Source organism: Hymenobacter sp. 5516J-16 (assembly GCF_022919335.1).
Taxonomy (GTDB): Bacteria; Bacteroidota; Bacteroidia; order Cytophagales; family Hymenobacteraceae; genus Hymenobacter; species Hymenobacter sublimis.
In genome coordinates this window covers 607,918-626,409 of record NZ_CP095058.1, presented here as the reverse complement: position 1 = coordinate 626,409, position 18,492 = coordinate 607,918, and the positions used below count along the sequence as shown (strand labels likewise).

Sequence of the window (18,492 nt, the reverse complement as noted above, 5' to 3'; positions counted from 1 at the left end):
CCTTAGCTCGCATTTCTATGTCTACTACCACCCATTCCATAGATCAAGCCCCGTTTCAAAATTCCTTTGTGGATGAGTTGCGTGGCGAGACTTCCCTAGACAGACGGCCCCGGCAGGTGCCCGGCTACCACTACTCCCGCGTGGAGCCTACCGCCGTACCCGATCCGCACCTGCTGGCCTGGTCCGAGGAGCTAGCCGCCTTCCTGGGGCTGGTGCGCCCCCCGGAGCGCGGCCCGGCCGTGGACGTGCTGGCCGGCAACCGGCTGGCTCCCAGTATGAAACCCTTTGCCGCCCGCTACGGCGGCCACCAGTTCGGCAACTGGGCCGGGCAGCTCGGCGACGGTCGGGCCATGTCCTTGGGTGAGCTGACGGCTACCGATGGCACCACCTGGGAAGTGCAGCTGAAAGGCGCCGGCCCCACGCCCTACTCCCGCCGCGCCGACGGGCGGGCTGTGCTGCGCTCCTCCGTGCGGGAGTTTCTGTGCTCCGAGGCCATGCACTACCTGGGCGTGCCTACCACCCGGGCCCTGAGCCTAGTAGCCACCGGCGACACAGTGGTGCGCGACATGTTCTACAATGGCAATCCGCGGCCCGAGCCCGGCGCCATTGTGGCCCGGGTGGCGCCTACCTTCGTGCGCTTCGGCAGCTTCCAGATTTTCCTGGCCACCGGCGAAATGGACAACCTGCGCGCCCTGGCCGACTACGTCATTCGGCGCTACTACCCCGAGCTGGGCGAGCCTTCCCCGGAAGTGTACGTGAGTTGGTTTAAGGAAATCTGCCGCCGCACGGCTGTCATGATTGCGCACTGGCAGTCGGTGGGCTTTGTGCACGGGGTGATGAACACCGACAACATGAGCATTCTGGGCCTAACCATCGACTACGGCCCTACGGCTGGCTGGAGCCCTACGACCCCGACTGGACGCCCAACACCACCGATTTTGGCGGGCGGCGCTACGCCTTCGGGCAGCAGCCCCGGGTAGCCCTCTGGAATCTGATGCAGCTCGGCCAAGCACTGCTGCCGCTGGTGCATGACGTGGAGCAACTCAACCCCGCCCTCGACGTGTACATCAACACCCTGGAAACCACCCGCCACGAGATGATGCTGCGCAAGCTTGGCCTCACTTCCTTGAATCGGGAAGAAGATCAGGCCCTGTTTGAAGCCCTGGAGCAAACTCTGGCGGAATCGGAGGTTGATATGACCCTGTTTTTCCGTCGCCTCTCGCACGCGGCGCCCGCCATGCTAAAGGCCCCCGAAAACGGGGAGGCCCAGTGGCGGGAACTGCTGGCCGCCACTGCGTACTCCATGGCCCCAACGAGGAGCAAAGCCTGCTGCAATGGCTTCATCGGTACTTCCTGCGCCTGCAGCAGGAGCGGGCCAGTCCGGAGGCTATCCGGGAAAAGATGCTGGCCGCCAACCCCAAATACGTGCTGCGCAACTACCTGGCTCAGCAGGCCATTGAAGCCGCCGAAGCCGGCGACCTGTCGGTGCTGAACCGCTTGATGGAGGTATTGAAAAAGCCCTTCGATGAGCAGCCCGAGCACGAAGAGCTGGCCGCCAAGCGCCCTGACTGGGCCCGCGAAAAGCCCGGCTGCGCTACCCTCTCGTGCAGTTCGTAAGGCTGGAGAAGGGTAGGGCCGAGCTGTGTACGCAAAAGTAAAAAGGCCGTCATGCCGAGGCGCAGCCGAAGCATCTCGCGTGCTGATGTTGGGATAATTAGCCAGCCGACTGCACGCGAGATACTTCGGCTGCGCCTCGGCATGACGCCTTCGCTAGTTCAGAAATCTTCACCTCTCCACTTGCCCTAAGCGGTATCACAAACCGGTTGTCCTCCCGCGTCGGAAGGACAGATGGCGTGTGCGTTCATTCACTTGTTTGGGAGCTGAATATGGGCATGATGCCCGTCCGGGCTTCCTTGCCGACCTTTGCCGCATGCACACGCTTAAACAACTGCGCGCCGGAAAGCTGGCGGGTACTACCCGCCTCGATTTGTCGGAAGACTTAACGGAGTTTCCTCGGGAGATTTTTGACCTCGCCGACACGCTGGAAATTCTGAACCTAACCAGCAACCGCCTCTCGGAGCTGCCGGCGGATTTTGCCCGGTTAACTCAGCTGCGCATTCTGTTTTGCTCCGAAAACCAGTTTACCGTCGTGCCCGAGGTGCTGGGCCAGTGCCCGGAGCTGAGCATGGTCGGTTTCAAGGCCAACCAGATTCAGGTGCTGCCAGCCGCGGCCCTGCCGCCCAAGCTGCGCTGGCTGATTCTAACCGACAATCGGCTCGGCGAGCTGCCCCGGAAATTGGCCGCTGCCACTACCTGCAGAAGCTGATGCTGGCCGGCAATCAGCTCACGCACCTGCCCGAAACCCTGGTCAACTGCACCAACCTAGAGTTACTACGCTTGGCAGCCAACCGCTTTACCAGCCTACCACAGTGGCTGCTGACCATGCCCGCCTGACCTGGCTGGCCTTTGCCGGCAACCCGTTCAGCGAGCCGGCTGAGGCTGCCGCCGAAGCCCGGAATCCCATGCAGAGCATCGATTGGGGAAACCTGCAGATTGAGCAGCAATTGGGCGAAGGCGCTTCCGGCTGGATTTACCGGGCCCAGTGGCAGCCGGCGGCCGCTCCCACCGAGGCAGTAGCAGTAAAGCTGTTCAAAGGCGCCCTCACCAGCGACGGGCTGCCCCGCAGCGAGATGGTAGCCTGCATGAGTGCGGGCGTGCATCCCAACCTGGTGGCGGTAAAAGGCAAAGTGGCCCATCATGCCGACAGGGAAGGGCTGGTGCTGGAGCTGATTGACCCGGCGTTCCGGAACCTGGCCGGCCCGCCCAGTTTTGCCACCTGCACCCGCGACGTGTACGCCCCCGACCTGCACTTTAGCCTGGAGGCTACCCTTCGCCTGGTCCGCGGTATTGCCGGGGCCACGGCCCACCTGCACGCCCGCGGCATCCTGCACGGCGACCTGTACGCCCACAACATCCTGTACACTCCGGCCGGCGACTCCTTGTTGAGTGACTTTGGAGCGGCCTGCTTCTTCGACCCCGCCGAAACCAGCACCGCCCCAGCATTACAGCGCCTGGAAACCCGGGCGTTTGGGTGCTTGCTGGAAGAGCTGTTGGCCCGAACCGAGGTGCCCGCGGCGGCGGCAGGCACTTTCCAGCACTTGCTGGCTTTGCAGCAGCAGTGCCTGCAGCCCGAGGTAGCAGCCCGGCCTTTGCTCATCGAAATTCAGGGCGGTTGGCGCACCTGTAGGAAGTTGCGGAGGGGAAAATCTGCAGAGATTGTGCCCGGGACCTATGCCCATCTAGTGTGGGCGCAATGGGTGCTCAGGCCTGCCGCACCAGCCAGGCGTAGGCGGTGGCCACGTCATCGAAGAGCACCACTACGGGCTGGGTAACGAACTGCATGGCCGTATCCATGGATTTGCGCGCCGACCAGTGGGGCGGGCACACCCAGGCCACGAACTGCATGCCTTCTTCGGCCAGCATGCGGTAGTACTGGCCGCCTACCCACCGGGCGCCCTGTTCCCAGCCGCTGGTTACCTGGCTGTTGTCGTTGAGCATTTTGTGGCACGGGCGCTGTTTTAGGTACTGCAGCACCAGCTCGCCGCCCGTCTGCGCCGAGGTAGCGTCGTGCGTGCCTTTCCACTCCACGTACAGCCACTGGTGGTCGGGGTCGTAGCCAATAGAAAGTGAAGAGGTGTCGTATAGATACTCCATGCCACATACGGCTAGCCACCGCGTTCAACTTCGTCCAAGTCCTACAAAACTCAACACTTCCCTTTCTACACCTGACCTCAAAGGTAGTATGCTCCGCTGGATAGACGTGCTTAAATTTGCCAAATACAGCAACCCCGAGCCCCGCGCCGCTTGGAGCTGTCGGAGGATCAGTGGCAGGCCCGACTTAGTTTCGCCCAATTCCGGGTAATGCGCCAGAAAGCTACCGAGCCGCCTTACCGCAACGCCTACTGCCGCTCCTACGAGCCCGGCGTGTACGCCTGCCGGGGCTGCGGCACCCCGCTCTTCGACTCCAGCACCAAGTACCACGCTATGTCGGGCTGGCCCAGCTTCACCCAGCCTGTGGCCCGCAACCTTATCCGCTACGCCTTCGATGAAAGCCACCACATGCAGCGCATCGAGGCCCTGTGCAACATCTGCCAGGCTCACCTGGGCCACGTCTTTCCGGATGGGCCCGAGCCAAGCGGACTGCGCTACTGCCTAAACTCGGAGAGCCTGGAGCGGCTGCCAGCCGCCGGGCCACCCCTGGAATAACCCTGCCGGCCGGGAAGTAGTATTGTCACTCCGGGGTAGGGCAGAGGTAGGCGTTGCCTAGTCAGGAACGCTCAGCTTCTTTCTTACTCTTCAGAACGACCCTCTGCTGCCTTCTCTATGCCCAAACAGGATTCTTTGCCTACCCCTCCAACCTTTACTGGCTACGTGCAGGTGCGCGGGGCGCGGGAACACAACCTCAAAAACGTTGACGTCCAGATTCCGCGCGATGCGCTGGTGGTGTTTACTGGCGTGTCGGGCTCGGGTAAGTCTTCCCTGGCCTTCAGGACGCTCTACGCCGAGGCCCAACGCCGCTACCTGGAGTCGGTGTCGCCGTACGCGCGCCGGCTGTTTCACCAGATGGCGGTGCCCGAGGTAGATGCCATTGAAGGCCTGCCCCAGCTGTGGCCCTGCAGCAGCAGCGCGGCACGCCTACCACCCGCTCCTCGGTGGGTAGCGTCACCACGCTTTCTAACTTGGTGCGCATGCTCTACTCCCGGGCCGGCGACTACCCCGCCGGGCAGCCCATTGTGTACGCCGAAGGCTTTTCGCCCAATACTCCCGAGGGCGCCTGCCCTACCTGCCACGGCCTGGGCCGCATCTATGAGGTAACGGAACAAAGCATGGTGCCCGACCCTTCCCTCACCATCCGGGAGCGGGCCATTGCGGCCTGGCCCCAGGCCTGGGGCGGCCAAAACCAGCGCGACATCCTCGTGACTTTGGGCTACGACGTGGACCGGCCCTGGCAGGAGCTGCCCCAGGAGCAGCGCGACTGGATTCTGTTCACCGAGGAGCAGCCCGTGGTGCCGGTTTATCCCGGCTATTCGCCCCAGGAAACCCAACGGGCCCTCAAGCGCCGGGAGCCCCCGAACTACATGGGCACTTTTAGCAGCGCCAAACGCCACGTGCTGCACACCTTCGCCACCACCCAGAGCCCCCTTATGAAAAAGCGGGCCCTGCAGTACATGCTCAGCACCGAATGCCCCACCTGCCAGGGCAAGCGCCTGCGGCCCGAGTCTCTGGCCGTAAAATTCGCGGGTCTGGATATTGCCGACATGTCAGGGTTGCCGCTGAAGCGGGTGGCCGAGCTGCTGCGGCCCTTCGCTGAGGGCAAAGCCGCGCGCCAGCCCCACGATGCGGCCCATCCGGAGCAGGTTATCGTGGCCCAACGCATTGCCGCCGACCTGTGCGCCCGCCTGACGGTGCTGCTGGACCTGGGCCTGGGCTACCTGGCCCTGGAGCGGAGCACGCCCACCCTGTCGCCGGGGGAGCTGCAGCGCCTGCGGCTAGCTACCCAGCTGTATTCCAACTTGTTTGGGGTGGTGTACGTGCTCGATGAGCCCTCGGCCGGCCTGCACCCCTCTGACACGGAAGCTCTGCTTAAAGCCCTGAAAAGCTTAAAGCAGGCCGGCAATTCCCTGTTCGTGGTAGAGCACAACCTCGACGTTATCCGCCAGGCCGACTGGCTGGTAGACGTGGGCCCCGCCGCCGGGGAGCAGGGCGGGGAAATTCTATACAGCGGTGCGCCAGCTGGTTTGGCTGATGTTGCTGCCTCCCAGACCCGGCGCTTCCTGTTTGAAGCTGGGGCCAAGGCGGTGGCGCGGGAACCCCGCAGTCCGGCCGGGTGGCTGCGGCTGCAAGGTGTCACGCGCAACAACCTGCAGCAGCTTGAGGTAGCGTTTCCGTTGGGCGTATTTACCACCGTTACGGGCGTGTCGGGCTCGGGCAAGTCCAGCTTGGTAAGCCAGGTGCTGGTAGAGCTGGTGGCGGAGGAATTAGGAATGAAGAATCCTGAATCAGGTGTTGAAAATGAAGATTCCGATGAATATTCTTCATTCCTCACGCCTCTCTCTTCAGTAACCGAAGGCAAGATTGTAGGCGGCATAGAGCAGATTAAGCGGCTGGTGCGCGTGGACCAGAAGCCCATTGGCCGCACTCCGCGCTCCAACATGGCTACCTACACCGGCCTCTTCGACCACGTGCGCAAGCTGTTTGCCGCTACACCCGCCGCCCGTAAGCGCCGCTACGATGCCGGCCGTTTCTCCTTCAACGTGGCGAAAGGCCGCTGCGAAAACTGCCAGGGTGAAGGCTTCGTGATGGTGGAGCTGCTGTTCCTGCCCAGCGTGTACGCGCCCTGCCCCGTCTGCCACGGGGCGCGCTACAACGCCAAAACCCTGGAAATAACGTACCGCGACAAGAACATTGCCGAGGTGCTGGGCCTAACCGTAGATGACGCCTGGGCATTTTTCGAGGAAGAGCCCACCGTGCAGCGCGCCCTCACGGTGCTGCGCGAGGTAGGGCTGGGCTACCTGCGCTTGGGCCAGCCCGCCACGGAGCTGTCGGGCGGCGAAGCCCAGCGCATCAAGCTGGCCACCGAACTGCAACGAGCCCAGCGCGGCAACTCCCTCTACATCCTCGACGAGCCCACTACCGGCCTGCACCCCTCCGACGTGGAAAAGCTGCTCACCCAACTGGATGGTTTGGTGGAAGCCGGCAATACCGTCATCGTGGTGGAGCACGACATGCGCGTGGTTGCCGCCTCCGACTGGGTCCTGGACATCGGCCCCGGCGCCGGTGACGAGGGCGGCCAGGTAGTAGCCGCCGGTACGCCCACTGATGTTATTACGTCCAAGCAAAGCCGTACTGCGCCGCATCTGGCCCGTTTTCTTCGGAACACTACCCCTGGTGAAGCTCAAGGCTAAAACGTGAACGGCCAGCACTTAGCTTTTCTCCTTGAGAAGGGAGAGGTTGGAAGTTGTTGAAAGCTCAGGCTCTAGTTACTGCTCAACAAATCGTCAACCACCCCAGCTCCTCCTTTCCAAGGAGGGGCGCTAAGTGTTGGCCGTTCGCCTTGCTTGGAGTTATTCTTTCATCACGCGCTGGGTGCGGTTGAGGTTGCGGCCTTGCAAGCGCACCTCGTAAATGCCGGGGGCCAAGTGGCCGGTGTAGCGGTTGAGCTCGGCCTGGAGCAGGCTACCGGAGCCGTGCAGGCGAAGCATGGGTATGCCCTGGGGCAGAAGCACTTCCAGCGTGAGTGGGCCGGTGTCTTTAGGCAGGTCAGCCAGGGTAAAGGTGCGGCCGCCCGCGGCGGGCTTGGGGTACACAAACAAACGGGGCGTGTTCATATTGGCGGGGGTAATGCCGGCGAAGTTCACGCCAATCAGCACCGGGTCGTGGTCAGAGGAGCGGAAGGGGGTGCTTACGTCGGTGGCCGCGCCGGCCACATCGAACTGCAGAAAAAGCGGCTCCCCGGAGTTGATATTCCACTTGTGCACATCGATAAACCCCACCATATTGGACGTAACAATGCAGTGGTCGAGGGAGCCGGTGAGGCCCTTGAAGACGTAGGAGGCGCTGGTGGGCGGGGTCACAACGACCAGCCCCGCGGCCCGCATGATGTCAATGGGGTCTTCCTCGTAGTTGGCGTTGTAGTCGCCAATGCAGACGACCCGCTTAGTGCCGGCCGGTACCACGGTGGTATTCACGAACTGCACCAGGGCATTGGCCTGATTCCGGCGCCGGTCGTTGGAGCCGCCCTGGCCGTCGTTTTGGTCAGCATTGACGCCCGTGCCGCTGCCCTTGGACTTGAAATGGTTGATGACAACGGCCAGCGTATCGGGGCGGGCCTTGCGGCGGGTGGTGAACACCTGGGCCAGGGGTGGCCGCTCAAATACGCCCGTTACCGTGGCTACCCGCGCCTCCCCAAGCGGCGCCACCACGGCCGGCTTGTAAATAATAGCGCACCGAATGACATCCGTATTGTTCGGCTGCTGGGTAGTCCCACCGTCGTTCACGAAAGCATACGTGCCGGGGCCCTGGGCTTGGTTGAGGCCGTCCACTAGGTCCTGAATGGCGGAAGCCGGGCCCGTACCATCGTTTTCAATTTCCGTGAGGCCGATGATGTCCGGGTTCATCTGAACCAGCCCCTGAATGATTTTGCTGCGCTGACGGGCGAAGTCGGCGGGCGTTTTGGCTCCGCGCGGGGTCGGGAACCCGCCGCCGGCCCCGTCGCCGTTGAAGTAATTGAGCACGTTGTAGCTGGCTACTTTCACATCGAGGGGCCCAAATACGGGCACGGGTGGGCGCGTAACCACCAGGGCCGGGGCGTCGGGGCCGGGCAGGGCTGCACCCGCCACTTCCCGAAGCCATACCCCAGAATGCCGCGCAGCTGGGCCACGGTGCTACCCACCCGAACGGTGCGCAGGGTGGGGTCGAGGAAGGGAACGGGGGTAGGGTTGGTGGCCGCGCTGCCATCGTCCAGCAGAATGGAGCGGTCGAGGTTGGCAGCTTGGTAGGCATTGATGGCCGCCAGGTTGCTGGTGCCGGTGCTCCGGGTGCCGGTGGCGGGGTCGTCGTTTGGGTCAATAAACTGGGTGGGTTGATACACGGGCCCGCCGGTAGTGAGGGTCAGCTCGCCGCGCTGGCGCAGGGTGTACACGTCGGAAACGGTGAGTGGTACCGGAAACTGCACCCGCATGCCCTCGTAGCGCTCCAAGGCCGCCCCGGAGTAGGGGGGCAGCGGCAGGGTAGTGAAGGCGGGCAGCGCATTGCCGCTGGAGAGTACCGTAACGGTAGCCTCGGTGAGCACGGCCTGATCGAAGGAGGGTGCGGCCCCCGCTTCCTGCACGGTTCCGGTTAGCTGTACTTTGTCGCCCAGGGCTACTTTGGTTTCCGGCTGCACCACAAACAAGGCATCGGAGGTGGCGGGGTTGCCATCGGAAGCAGCGGCGGCTTCCTGCACGTAAAACCCGCTCGGCGTCAGACCCGGATATATCCCCGTCACGATGGCCTGAATGGTGTAACTGCCCGGCTTGGCCGCCCCGCGCTGCCCTGAATACTGCCGATGCGCGTAATGGCAGGCTCCTTGCGTGGCGGCTGGCCCCCGCTAGTAGCCGAGGCGGGGGCGTGAAGCCAGCAGGAAAGCAGCAAGAAAATCAAGGCAGAATGGCTGTGGCGCATGGGGCGGGACGAGTTGTCGTGTAAATAGTAATTATAAAAGTAACATTTAAAAGTGAAATAATTATAAATAACTCCGAAGGCCTATATGTTCTTCCCGGGTATTTACATGGTACAGGCTTAGGGTTACCGCCGTAGGTAGGTACTTTCGCAATAGGCTAAACAAGTGACTGAAGCGCACTGAATTGCAGCGTAATACGGCCCACTCATATAGAGCAGTACCGAGCCGCCTCGCTTGAACCACGAGGGTAGATTGGCAACGTCAGTCGGGGAAGTGTCAGCTCTCGGTATGAGGGCTCTGTTCCGCCTGTATGTTCACGAGGCAGTATTAAAAACAGCGGCTGGCCTCGCCATGCAAGGGCTTGCCCCAGCTTCTTCGCCTCGCTGGGAATGACAGTTCCTCGTTTCCGCTTTTGCTGTTTGCCCTGCTTATACCGGAGAGAAACGGCCTTATGTGGTAGCCTGAATCGAGTTGCCTCCGTACAACCAGCAACCGGTTCGCGCGTTATTTCCTTTTCCAGCCGGTGCGGCTTATGCTTTCTTCCTTTGTCGAAGAGTTCTTTCGAAATCCGGCCACGGTGGGGTCTTTGGTGCCCAGCTCACAAGCCCTAACCGACAAGGTAATGGAGCCTATCGATTTCGATACGGCTACTTGTATTGTGGAGTACGGACCCGGAACGGGAGTTTTTACTGAGGTCCTGATGAAGCGGCGCAAAGCCGGCACTACCCTGGTGCTCGTGGAAGTAAACCGGCGGTTCTGCCAGTTGCTGCAGCAGCGCTACGCCAGCCACGCCGACGTGCACGTGCTGCACGGCTCAGCCGACCGAACCGGAGACTACCTCCGCCGGCTGGGGCTACCCCAACCCGACTACGTGGTGTGCGGCTTGCCCTTTTCGTCGTTGCCCCGGCGGCTGGGGTGGCGGATTTTGGAGCATACCCGGCAGCTGCTAGCTCCGACCGGCAAGCTGATTCTCTTTCAATACTCGCTCCAGAATAAGAAGCTGTTTGCCCGGTTTTTCCGTGCCCTAACCGAGACCCACGTGCTACAGAACCTACCGCCGGCCTACGTGCTCGTGTACCAACCGGCAGACGAATAGCTGCCTTGCAGAAAGCGACTGGCGCCTACTGCGCGTTGGTACGGGCTTGCGTAAGCAAAGTATTTCTAACCAGAGGCCTTGGTGTAAGGGCCGAAGGTAGGGGCTGGGCCAGCGGCGGCAGGCCCACTCTAACACCTTGCCTATGAGCAATAACCGCCCGCGCGCTGGCTGGATAAAGGCAGCGCCCGGTTACAGGGGTAGCGCGGGGTGGGAATATTTCTAGAAAATATTTTCTAGGCCAGACGATACGGCTGCGTGTGAAAGTGTAAATTCGGCTGGAGCGCTGTAGTGGCGCATGATCGGTTGTGGAGGTACAAACAGCTAAGAGCTCAAAAAACGGAGCGCTGCTACTTTATTCTAACGGGCCCTTTCAGCCGAATAGGATAACTAAACTCATATGCTCGTCTGCTCATGAACATAGACATGCAGCTGGTAGAAAATGAGCAACGGTTTCGCTCTTTGTTCGAAAATAACCCCGACCTGGTGCTGTTCCAGAACCAAACCGGTGTTATTCTGGATGCGAATCAGGCTTTTCTGGAGGTGGTACACCGGCCAAAGGAAGCGGTGCTGCACCGGCCCTTTTCCGACTTCCTACCTCCCGACAAAGCCCCGCTGTTTGCCGAGAAACTGGCCGAAGCCTTCCGGGTCATAAGGTAGAATTTGAGGTGGAGGTGAAGATTAACGGCTCCGAGCCCCGGGTGCTGAACGTAACCAAGGTGCCGCTACGGGTTGAGGAGAAGGTAGCGGGCGTGCACATGGTGGCCAAGGATATTACCGTGGAGGCAGCCTCCCGATCCATCATTGCCCAGCAGGCCCGGCGGCTCAATACCATCTTCGAGAGCATTACGGATGCGTTTTTCCTGCTCGACCGGCGCTGGACGTTCAACTTTGTCAACAGTGAGGTGGAGCGCCTATTGGGGATGAGCCGGCAGCAGCTCCTGGGCAACACGGCCTGGCAGGTATTCACGGGCCAAAATCTCGACGAGTTTTATCAGCAGTGCCGGCTGGCTATGGCCTCGGGAAACGCCGTGCACTTTCAGGCCTTCTTCGAGCCCCGGCAGCTGTGGCTGGAGGTAAAGGCGTTTCCTTCCGAAGAAGGCCTCTCGGTGTACTTCACGGACGTAACAGACAAGGTAAAGGCCCACCAGGAGCTATACCGCCAGAACACCGACCTGCAGCAGTTCGCCTACATCGTGTCGCATAACCTGCGCGCGCCCCTGGCCAATATGCTAGGCCTGGTTGACTTGCTGGTTGGCCAGGAGCGGGAGCAGCGGCAGACCCCGGAGTACGAGCAGCTGCTACACCACTTGCTGCTCAACACCCGCCAGCTCGACACCGTCCTGCACGACATGAACACCATCCTGACGGTGCGCGACAAGCAAGGGGTGTCGGAGCCGGAGCAGGTGCCCCTAGCCGAGGTAGTGCGGCAAGTAGTTGACAGCCTCCGGGATTCTTTGGACGAGTGCGGGGGCGAAATCCACACCGAAATACCCGCCAAGCTGTGCGTGCGCGGCATCCGGGCCTACCTCTACAGCGTTTTTTTTAACCTGCTCTCCAACGCCATTAAGTACCGCTCGGAGCAAAGGCCGCTGCGCATTACCATTACTGCCACGCCCAGCCAGCCGGGGCCCGGCACGCAGGTAGAAGTAGCCGACAACGGCTCGGGTTTCGACACGCAAAAAGCTGGCGCGGATGTCTTTAAGCTCTACAAACGGTTTCATACCCAGCCGGAGGGGCGCGGATTGGGCTTATACCTAGTAAAAACGCATGTTGAGGCAATGGGCGGACGTATTACGGTGCACAGCACCGTGAATGTCGGCACCCGGTTCCTGGTACATTTATCCTAAAGAGCAAGCATGCATACCGTGTTAATCGACGACGACATGACGAGCATCTTCCTGATGCGGCTGCTGCTGCAGCGCGAGGAGTTTGCCGATTCCATTACCTCCTTTCAGTCGGCGCAGGAGGCCCTGTGCTATTTGCAGCAGGCCCCGGTGCCGGAGCTGCCCCAGGTTATCCTGCTGGATTTGAACATGCCCGTAATGAACGGCTGGGAGTTTCTGGAGGCGCTCCGGCCCGTGGCTCCCCACGTGCTGGACCACACCCGCATCTATATCCTCACCTCGTCGTTGGCCCAAACTGACCTGGCCCGGGCCGACCAAAACCCCCTGGTCACCCGCCTGATTCATAAGCCCCTGGATAAGTCGGAAATCGAGCTTATTAAGGCTGAAGCCGCGGAGTAAACCCGTAATGGGCGGGCCGCAAGCGCGAGTCTGGGGCAAGGGGTGGCGCGCTACGTAAGATTCCTTTGAGCTACTAACTAGGAAGTTGGCTAGGGAATACTGAACTTAACTGCGGCGGGCGGGCTTGCTACCGGTACAAGCACCGCTTCTAGCCAGCGCCTTTGCCATTTTCGGCACCTGTCGGCCCCTTGCGCAGCACTTCTGCCGCGCGCTTTTTCCCATCTGCTCATGTCTGCTTTTTATCAGCCCTCCGCCGAGCTGCTGCGCGCTCTTGGCTTCGTTGTATTTGCTTCTCCGCCCGGTCAGTTGCGCTACAGCCGCAACAGCGCCTGCGGGCAGGAAACTATAGTAGTATATGAGGATAGGGAACTGACCTTGCTGGAAGTGGTGAATGGGCAAATGCTTTACAACTTTCAGGGCCGGGTGGCCTCGGAGGCTGAATTTCGCGTGCTACTGCGCCAGGTGAACTGGGCCGCCGAGCTTTCCCCTGTTACATAATTTTTTCTATTCTGCATGACTGATTCTTACTTGCGAAGCCTCGGCTTTGCCGCGGTTTCCACCACACGCGGTGCCAACCAACCCACGTTTCGCCAGGCTTGGCGCTATCAGCACGAAGTCGCCACCCAGGACGGCACCCGTCTGTTCATTGAGCATCCGCTGGGCATTGAAGGCTGCCGGTTAAGCAGCTTGGCCGCCCCGCTCGCGAGGCAGGATGTGTTTGCCACAGTAGCCCTGCACGATGAACCGGGCCTGGAAGCAGCCATAGAAAATTTCTATGCTGCGCACGGGGGCCGCGGAGCCGTGGCCGCGCCGGTTGCTACCAGCGCCTACTTGCCTTACCGCCGCCAGCAGTAAGGTCCGCTTCTTCATTTTTTCCTTACTCCGTGGACCAAGACCTGCAACTCAGCCTGGCTAACAACGCAAAAGAATGGTTGGCTTTATCACTTTCCATTTCCTCAGCCGAAAAAGTAGCCTTCAGTAAAATCCACGACGGATTCTTTACTACCTACGGCGCCGACTTTATGGCGCACGTGTACCGGACTACATTTGAGCAGACGCTGCAGAACATGCCGGACACGGAGCGCATTAAGCTCCTATCAACCTTTAAGAAGGCTATGGACCAGGCCATAGATGAGCACTACGCCGCCATGCATAATTCCTGATCAGGCCTTGCTCGATTCGCTAATGGCTTAGCCGTTTTTCTCTGCCACGGCGGTCAGCAGCTCTGCCCTCGCAAATAGGGTAAACCCTACTGCCCTCCACTACTTGCTGAGGTGCGGTAGGGTTTGCTAGTGTGAAGCGGCTGTAAGCAAGAGCAGTTTACCGGCCTGTTCATACTCCTCAATTCTTATAAACCACTACCTTAGGAGCAGAAGACAGCGCACGTAGCCCTAGCAAAACCGCGTTACCGCGGGCGCTGGCTGTCGGTTCCACGGTATGGATGTTCTCACTCGCAACAACGTCAGCATTTCCGGGGTAGGGGCGCAGGCCATGGTACTGGTGCACGGCTTCGGCTGCGACCAGCGCATGTGGCGGCTGGTAGCCCCAGCTTTCGAGGGGCGCTACCGGGTGGTTCTGCTTGACTTGGTGGGTGCCGGCAACTCCGACCTGACCGCCTACGAGCCGGGCCGCTACGGTACCCTGCTGGCTCACGCCGAGGATGTGCTGGCCGTGCTTGCGGCCCTGCACCTGCACGAGGTTGTGTTTGTGGGGCACTCCGTTAGCGCCATGATTGGGGTGCTGGCCGCCATTCAGGAGCCGGCCCGCATTGGCCGGCTGGTGCTGGTGGCGCCTTCCCCGCGCTTTCTTAATGATACCGGCTACCTCGGAGGCTTCGAGCAGGCCGACATTGAGGAGCTACTCGAGGCCATGGACGACAACTACTTGGGGTGGTCGGGGGCTGTTACGCCGGTGATTATGGGCCACCCCGACCGGCCCGACTTGGCGGCGGAGCTGAACGCCAGCTTCTGCCAGACCAATCCGACTATTGCCCGGCACTTCGCCCGCGTCACCTTCCTCTCAGACAACCGGGCGGATCTGGTCCGGGTGCCAACTCCAACCCTGGTTTTGCAGTGCGCCCACGACGCGCTGGCGCCCCTGGCCGTGGGCGCCTACCTCCACCAGCATTTGCCCGTGAATGAGCTGGTTGTCCTGGACACCTCCGGCCACTGCCCGCACCTAAGCGCCCCGGCCGCCACAATCAGGGCCATTGACCACTTTTTGCTGGGGAAAACCCCTACACCGGAGTCATGAGCACACCCAATGATGAGCTGCTCCCGGAGCTGGACCTGCGCCTGACGCAGGAAAACCTGGATGACCTCTACGAACACGCGCCCTGCGGGTACTGCTCCTGCCTCCCTGATGGCACCCTGGTAAAGCTAAACCATACCCTGCTGAGCTGGCTGGGCTACGAGCGGGCTGAGTTGGTGGCGCGCCAGTGTTTGCAGCAGCTGTTTACCGTGGGTGGCCGCCTACACTACGAAACGCACTGCGCCCCGCTATTGCTAGTGCGCAACCAAGTGCGGGAGTTGAGCTACTCACTCCGGCGCAAAGACGGCTCTACCCTGCCCGTGCTAATGAACGCCCAGCTGTTGCGCGACTCCGACGAGCAGCCCTTGCTCGTGCGCGTGACCTTGTTCGACATTACGGAGCGCCGCAAGTACGAGCAGGAGCTGTTGCGGGCCAAGGCCCAGGCCGAGGAGCAGCGCGAGCAGCTTGCTCAGGCTAATGAGTTGCTCACCAGCAAAAACGAGCAGCTTACCCGCATCAACTCCGACCTGGACAGCTTCGTGTACACCGCCTCCCACGATTTAAAGCAGCCCATTGAAAACATGGCGGGCCTGTTTCAGGAGCTACGGCGCACCGTCACCTTCCACGACCCTGAGGCGGCCGATATGATGGGCATGTTCACCCAGGCCCTGCAACAAATCCTCACAACTATCAAGGGGCTGACGGAGGTAGTGCAGTTGCAGCGCCAGTTGGAGCAGGTGCCCTTGGAACTAGTGGTCCTGCAGCCTTTCACGGAGGAAATTATTAGGAGCCTACAGCAGGTAAACGGCCAGAACGCCACGTTCACCCTCGACTTTACGGCCGCTCCTACCGTGTGCATGGCCCGGCCCGGCTTGCATAGCATGCTATACAACCTGCTCAGCAATGGCCTGAAATATGCCGAGCCCGGCCGCCGCCCCCACATCCGGGTCAGCACCGCAGCCTCCGACGACGCAACCGTGCTCAGCGTCCAGGACAACGGCCGGGGCATCGACCTGACCCGCTACGGCCGGCAGCTGTTTCAGCTGTTTCGCCGCTTCCACCCCGAGGTAGTAGGTTCCGGCATGGGGCTCTACCTAGTCAACCGCTTAGCCCACCAAGCCGGCGGGCGGGTGGAGGTGGACAGCACTGTGGGGCAAGGTACCACCTTTCGGGTGTACCTGCCGCAGCACACTACCTGCCAACTCTCCTAAGAACAATACGCCAAAGGGTCGTTAGCTGGCTTTCTGTGCTAGGCGGTAGCAGGGTCAGTCGTTTCCGCCGCCGGAGTCGCCGGATCCAGAATCTGGTAGCCGATGGGTTTAAAGGCGTAATTATTCGACATTTCGGCTGAGCAGGCCGTCATGCCAATCAGCAGGTCGGTTTTGGCCTCCAGAATCACGTAGTCGCCGGCTTTGCTTTTGGGAGGCAGCACATCTACCTTGCCCGTGGTGCCATCCACGGTTACGTGCATGAAGATATTGAAGCATATAGGAATGGCATCGGGGCTGATGCCGTACTGCTGCAGGGCCTCGCAGAGGTTGCCAAAGCAGCCCCGGTGTGGATGCTGATGCCCGTAAATGATGCGAAACGTATCGGCGCTGCAGGGCGTGAGCAGGAAGTCGTGGCGGCCCACGGTGTCTTCCACTAGCTCAAACATCACGTTACTCCGGTTAGAGTAGAAGGGGTGCCCTTTGGTCAGAAAAATAGTTTCGGCGTAATCGATGGTACGGCCCGAGGACAAGTATTCGGCGCGGTCAGCGAGGTTATAGCAGATAAAGTCGGAAACCTGCTCGCCTTCAATGTCAACTACTTTAAGCTGTTGGCCTTTGCGCAGGATGAAGGCCGTGCCACTACGCGGCGGAATGATGGTTAACTGAGTCATGTTGGCTTAAAAAAGGACATTTCCAGGCTTGGTCGTAGGCTTTGCCAGTGTACTGGTAGGCTTCTGAGGCGGTGCCAAAATCCTGGAGCATGGGGTTGATGGAGCCGGAATAGGCCACGTCGCGGGTACGGATGGTGTCGCGCAGGTTCTCGTAGCGGCCGTTGGCGCGGATTTGCTCGAACTGGGCATGGGCGTTGAACACCAGGGTAGGGTAGGTGAACCGCCGTGCCGGCCGGGAGCTGCCCGGGTGCAACCCAATCACAAAAAACGCTTCCTCCTTGAGGCTAAAGCTGAAATCAGGAGAAGTAGGGTCGGCCACCACCCGCCGGTCGTAGCCGTAGCGCTGAGCATCCAGGTTAGACAGCGCTTGTAGGCGCTGCCAGAACAACTCCTCAAACAAAGCCTCGTTTGGTACGTCAGGGCCCTTAAAGATGATGGCGGCGCTGTGATAGAGCTTCTCCGACTGCCGGTACGTGTCCACAAACTCGTACAGAAACTCCAGGATAGCCGCGTCGTCTTTGGGGCAGGCCAAGTGGTCAACCACTAGGCACTGCAGCTGCTGCCAGGTAAGGGCCGTTTTGGCGGCCACGCACGGGAAATCTTTCTTTTGTATAAAAGAAAGATACTCGTCAGTGTATATATTATTTTGAATATCAACCATGTGTACTGTCTGTTTTCGGCGAGAAGCCAGGAAAAATTAAACTCCCCTCGTTGTGCTTTACGCGGAAAGTCGACAGTACGTTCGTACGGTTGAGCTGGCAGACGCCTCCATTTTTTGGTGACGGTATGGTTCAGGTTGCAAGCCCTGCGGCCTACTAATTGGCTACAGAAGTTCGCAATCTGTTAACGGAGCGGTAGTTACTCAGCAGTGAATGCATACGAAAAAACGGCGAAGAGGTGCTGAATACACCTGCGGATTATGCTTTTATCAGTAAATAATTAGCGTAAAATCATGTACAATAAAGTGTAATAGCAGGAGCGAGATACCAGCAACTTACTTGTAACGGTTGAGCTTGCGCAACAACACCGGGCGGGCACGTTAGCAGTAAGCCAGAGCCGGATTGTCAGGTAGCTGGAAAATCGTGCTAACTGGGTAAACCTTACACCACGCGCCGCCGAAGCACATGGGGTGTTAGCATATGCAGTAGCATCCTGCTTGCCCTCATGTCGCTGGAGGTGAGGCTCTTTTGTCGGTTTGCTACCACACGTGCTGGGTTAGTTGACGGTAGAGGTTTTCTACTTGGCCATCACGGTATTACTACCTCTACGTTAGCCTGCGAGTTGGTTTGTATGCCCGACGCAACGTGCTTTTTGTCGTTGAAGCAGCCTCTGTTTTTACTTCTTCATACCATTCAGATTAGGGCCTATGGCAGCACCGGAAAGAGTGAAGATTTTGGCCGCTATGCTTTTTATGGTATTATATTATGATATTTATGTAAATTAGTTATTGGAGTAACTAAGCGAATTCCTTGCGCAAACCAGTATGAGTCAGGAGCAAACGTTAGCAAACACGGTACAAGCCAGCCTAACGGGTGAGGCATTGGCGCCTTTGAGCGCTGCCGTGCAGGCTACGGCGCCGGCCGTTCAGCAGGCAGTAAGCCACGTGCTGGCGCTGGTAATTCCGGCTTTTGCCAGCCGCAGCCAGCAACCTGCCGGCGAGGAGGCTCTGTGGAGCTGGATGGAACGGGCCCCGCTCCTGACTGGATGGGCTTGCTTAACACTACCGAGGCTCACTCCTGGCGCGGGCGGGGCGTAGCTTTGCTAGAGGCGCTGTTGGGCCCAATTTATGCCAGCCGCACCC

20 protein-coding genes and 2 pseudogenes are annotated in these 18,492 nt (G+C 60.2%); 17 read left to right on the top strand and 5 right to left on the bottom strand.

The annotated features are described in order from the left end of the window. Positions 1–17 precede the first annotated feature (17 nt). The 5 genes and pseudogenes from MUN84_RS03080 to MUN84_RS03065 all read left to right on the top strand — a co-directional run. Positions 18–1,174 (top strand): annotated as a pseudogene (locus MUN84_RS03080) (protein adenylyltransferase SelO); the annotation flags it as partial. 95 nt (positions 1,175–1,269) lie between these two features. Further along, positions 1,270–1,617 carry a protein adenylyltransferase SelO family protein gene (locus MUN84_RS22735; RefSeq protein WP_262920622.1) on the top strand — a complete coding sequence of 116 codons (348 nt, stop codon included), beginning with the start codon at positions 1,270–1,272 and terminating at the stop codon, positions 1,615–1,617. A gap of 313 nt (positions 1,618–1,930) precedes the next feature. Then, positions 1,931–2,326 carry a leucine-rich repeat domain-containing protein gene (locus tag MUN84_RS03070; RefSeq protein ID WP_244696598.1) on the top strand — a complete coding sequence of 132 codons (396 nt, stop codon included), beginning with the start codon at positions 1,931–1,933 and terminating at the stop codon, positions 2,324–2,326. Continuing rightward, entirely contained in the window at positions 2,326–2,454 is a 129-nt protein-coding gene (locus MUN84_RS22730; protein ID WP_262920621.1) for a hypothetical protein, read from the top strand. The genes MUN84_RS03070 and MUN84_RS22730 overlap by 1 nt, the downstream gene beginning before the upstream one ends. Next, positions 2,430–3,392, top strand: coding sequence for a protein kinase (locus MUN84_RS03065; RefSeq protein WP_244696597.1), 963 nt, complete (start codon positions 2,430–2,432; stop codon positions 3,390–3,392). Before MUN84_RS22730 ends, MUN84_RS03065 begins: the two co-directional genes overlap by 25 nt. Here the strand turns inward: MUN84_RS03065 and MUN84_RS03060 are convergent. Then, positions 3,322–3,714: an STAS/SEC14 domain-containing protein gene (locus MUN84_RS03060; RefSeq protein WP_244696596.1), complete on the bottom strand. Its 393-nt coding sequence runs from the start codon at positions 3,712–3,714 to the stop codon at positions 3,322–3,324. The two genes, MUN84_RS03065 and MUN84_RS03060, sit on opposite strands and share 71 nt — an antisense overlap. Before the next feature lie 150 nt (positions 3,715–3,864). Between MUN84_RS03060 and msrB the strand changes: the two genes are divergently transcribed. Next, positions 3,865–4,266: a peptide-methionine (R)-S-oxide reductase MsrB gene (msrB, locus tag MUN84_RS03055; protein WP_244696595.1), complete on the top strand. Its 402-nt coding sequence runs from the start codon at positions 3,865–3,867 to the stop codon at positions 4,264–4,266. A 117-nt stretch (positions 4,267–4,383) separates the two neighbouring features. Continuing rightward, positions 4,384–6,965 (top strand): annotated as a pseudogene (uvrA, locus tag MUN84_RS03050) (excinuclease ABC subunit UvrA). A gap of 159 nt (positions 6,966–7,124) precedes the next feature. Here uvrA and MUN84_RS03045 read toward each other — a convergent pair. Both MUN84_RS03045 and MUN84_RS03040 read right to left on the bottom strand, forming a co-directional pair. Beyond that, complete coding sequence (locus MUN84_RS03045; RefSeq protein ID WP_244696594.1) at positions 7,125–8,399, bottom strand: ExeM/NucH family extracellular endonuclease; 1,275 nt, start codon at positions 8,397–8,399, stop codon at positions 7,125–7,127. Beyond that, positions 8,312–9,046 (bottom strand): hypothetical protein, encoded by a 735-nt coding sequence (locus MUN84_RS03040; RefSeq protein ID WP_244696593.1) that lies wholly within the window; start codon positions 9,044–9,046, stop codon positions 8,312–8,314. Before MUN84_RS03040 ends, MUN84_RS03045 begins: the two co-directional genes overlap by 88 nt. Before the next feature lie 706 nt (positions 9,047–9,752). On the opposite strand from MUN84_RS03040, the gene MUN84_RS03035 reads away from it, so the two are divergent. The 9 genes from MUN84_RS03035 to MUN84_RS02995 all read left to right on the top strand — a co-directional run bounded on the left by MUN84_RS03035 (position 9,753) and on the right by MUN84_RS02995 (position 16,020). Continuing rightward, entirely contained in the window at positions 9,753–10,316 is a 564-nt protein-coding gene (locus MUN84_RS03035) for a class I SAM-dependent methyltransferase (RefSeq protein WP_262920619.1), read from the top strand. A 411-nt stretch (positions 10,317–10,727) separates the two neighbouring features. Next, complete coding sequence (locus tag MUN84_RS03030) at positions 10,728–10,973, top strand: PAS domain-containing protein (protein ID WP_244696591.1); 246 nt, start codon at positions 10,728–10,730, stop codon at positions 10,971–10,973. Positions 10,974–10,981: 8 nt separating this feature from the next. Continuing rightward, on the top strand, positions 10,982–12,163 hold the full coding sequence (locus tag MUN84_RS03025; RefSeq protein ID WP_244696590.1) for a sensor histidine kinase: 1,182 nt from the start codon (positions 10,982–10,984) through the stop codon (positions 12,161–12,163). Positions 12,164–12,172: 9 nt separating this feature from the next. Further along, entirely contained in the window at positions 12,173–12,559 is a 387-nt protein-coding gene (locus MUN84_RS03020; protein WP_244696589.1) for a response regulator, read from the top strand. 228 nt (positions 12,560–12,787) lie between these two features. After that, positions 12,788–13,057 (top strand): hypothetical protein, encoded by a 270-nt coding sequence (locus MUN84_RS03015; protein ID WP_244696588.1) that lies wholly within the window; start codon positions 12,788–12,790, stop codon positions 13,055–13,057. Between the two features lie 15 nt (positions 13,058–13,072). Next, entirely contained in the window at positions 13,073–13,414 is a 342-nt protein-coding gene (locus tag MUN84_RS03010) for a hypothetical protein (RefSeq protein ID WP_244696587.1), read from the top strand. Between the two features lie 29 nt (positions 13,415–13,443). Then, entirely contained in the window at positions 13,444–13,722 is a 279-nt protein-coding gene (locus MUN84_RS03005) for a hypothetical protein (RefSeq protein WP_244696586.1), read from the top strand. Positions 13,723–13,996: 274 nt separating this feature from the next. Then, the gene (locus MUN84_RS03000) at positions 13,997–14,812 is read left to right on the top strand and encodes an alpha/beta fold hydrolase (RefSeq protein ID WP_244696585.1); all 816 of its coding nucleotides are present in this window, start codon (positions 13,997–13,999) and stop codon (positions 14,810–14,812) included. Then, positions 14,809–16,020: a PAS domain-containing sensor histidine kinase gene (locus tag MUN84_RS02995; RefSeq protein WP_244696584.1), complete on the top strand. Its 1,212-nt coding sequence runs from the start codon at positions 14,809–14,811 to the stop codon at positions 16,018–16,020. Before MUN84_RS03000 ends, MUN84_RS02995 begins: the two co-directional genes overlap by 4 nt. 38 nt (positions 16,021–16,058) lie before the next feature. Here the strand turns inward: MUN84_RS02995 and MUN84_RS02990 are convergent, their stop codons facing one another. Together MUN84_RS02990 and gntA are read right to left on the bottom strand one after the other, a co-directional pair. Beyond that, positions 16,059–16,691, bottom strand: coding sequence for a DUF1989 domain-containing protein (locus MUN84_RS02990; protein ID WP_244696583.1), 633 nt, complete (start codon positions 16,689–16,691; stop codon positions 16,059–16,061). Next, positions 16,660–17,352, bottom strand: a complete 693-nt coding sequence (gene gntA / locus MUN84_RS02985; RefSeq protein ID WP_262920618.1) for a guanitoxin biosynthesis heme-dependent pre-guanitoxin N-hydroxylase GntA — start codon at positions 17,350–17,352, stop codon at positions 16,660–16,662. Before gntA ends, MUN84_RS02990 begins: the two co-directional genes overlap by 32 nt. Before the next feature lie 822 nt (positions 17,353–18,174). Here gntA and MUN84_RS02980 point away from each other — a divergent pair. Next, entirely contained in the window at positions 18,175–18,447 is a 273-nt protein-coding gene (locus MUN84_RS02980; RefSeq protein WP_244696581.1) for a hypothetical protein, read from the top strand. Positions 18,448–18,492 lie beyond the last annotated feature (45 nt).

Excerpts from the sequence above, each read along its gene's own strand:
- MUN84_RS03030 (WP_244696591.1), top strand. The coding sequence starts at position 10,728 with ATGAACATAGACATGCAGCTGGTAGAAAATGAGCAACGGTTTCGCTCT.
- MUN84_RS03000 (WP_244696585.1), top strand. The coding sequence starts at position 13,997 with ATGGATGTTCTCACTCGCAACAACGTCAGCATTTCCGGGGTAGGGGCG.
- MUN84_RS02995 (WP_244696584.1), top strand. The coding sequence starts at position 14,809 with ATGAGCACACCCAATGATGAGCTGCTCCCGGAGCTGGACCTGCGCCTG.
- MUN84_RS03020 (WP_244696589.1), top strand. The coding sequence starts at position 12,173 with ATGCATACCGTGTTAATCGACGACGACATGACGAGCATCTTCCTGATG.
- MUN84_RS22730 (WP_262920621.1), top strand. The coding sequence starts at position 2,326 with ATGCTGGCCGGCAATCAGCTCACGCACCTGCCCGAAACCCTGGTCAAC.
- MUN84_RS03015 (WP_244696588.1), top strand. The coding sequence starts at position 12,788 with ATGTCTGCTTTTTATCAGCCCTCCGCCGAGCTGCTGCGCGCTCTTGGC.
- gntA (WP_262920618.1), bottom strand. The coding sequence starts at position 17,352 with ATGGTTGATATTCAAAATAATATATACACTGACGAGTATCTTTCTTTT.
- MUN84_RS03060 (WP_244696596.1), bottom strand. The coding sequence starts at position 3,714 with ATGGAGTATCTATACGACACCTCTTCACTTTCTATTGGCTACGACCCC.
- MUN84_RS03035 (WP_262920619.1), top strand. The coding sequence starts at position 9,753 with ATGCTTTCTTCCTTTGTCGAAGAGTTCTTTCGAAATCCGGCCACGGTG.
- MUN84_RS02990 (WP_244696583.1), bottom strand. The coding sequence starts at position 16,691 with ATGACTCAGTTAACCATCATTCCGCCGCGTAGTGGCACGGCCTTCATC.
- MUN84_RS03010 (WP_244696587.1), top strand. The coding sequence starts at position 13,073 with ATGACTGATTCTTACTTGCGAAGCCTCGGCTTTGCCGCGGTTTCCACC.
- MUN84_RS03070 (WP_244696598.1), top strand. The coding sequence starts at position 1,931 with ATGCACACGCTTAAACAACTGCGCGCCGGAAAGCTGGCGGGTACTACC.
- MUN84_RS02980 (WP_244696581.1), top strand. The coding sequence starts at position 18,175 with ATGAGTCAGGAGCAAACGTTAGCAAACACGGTACAAGCCAGCCTAACG.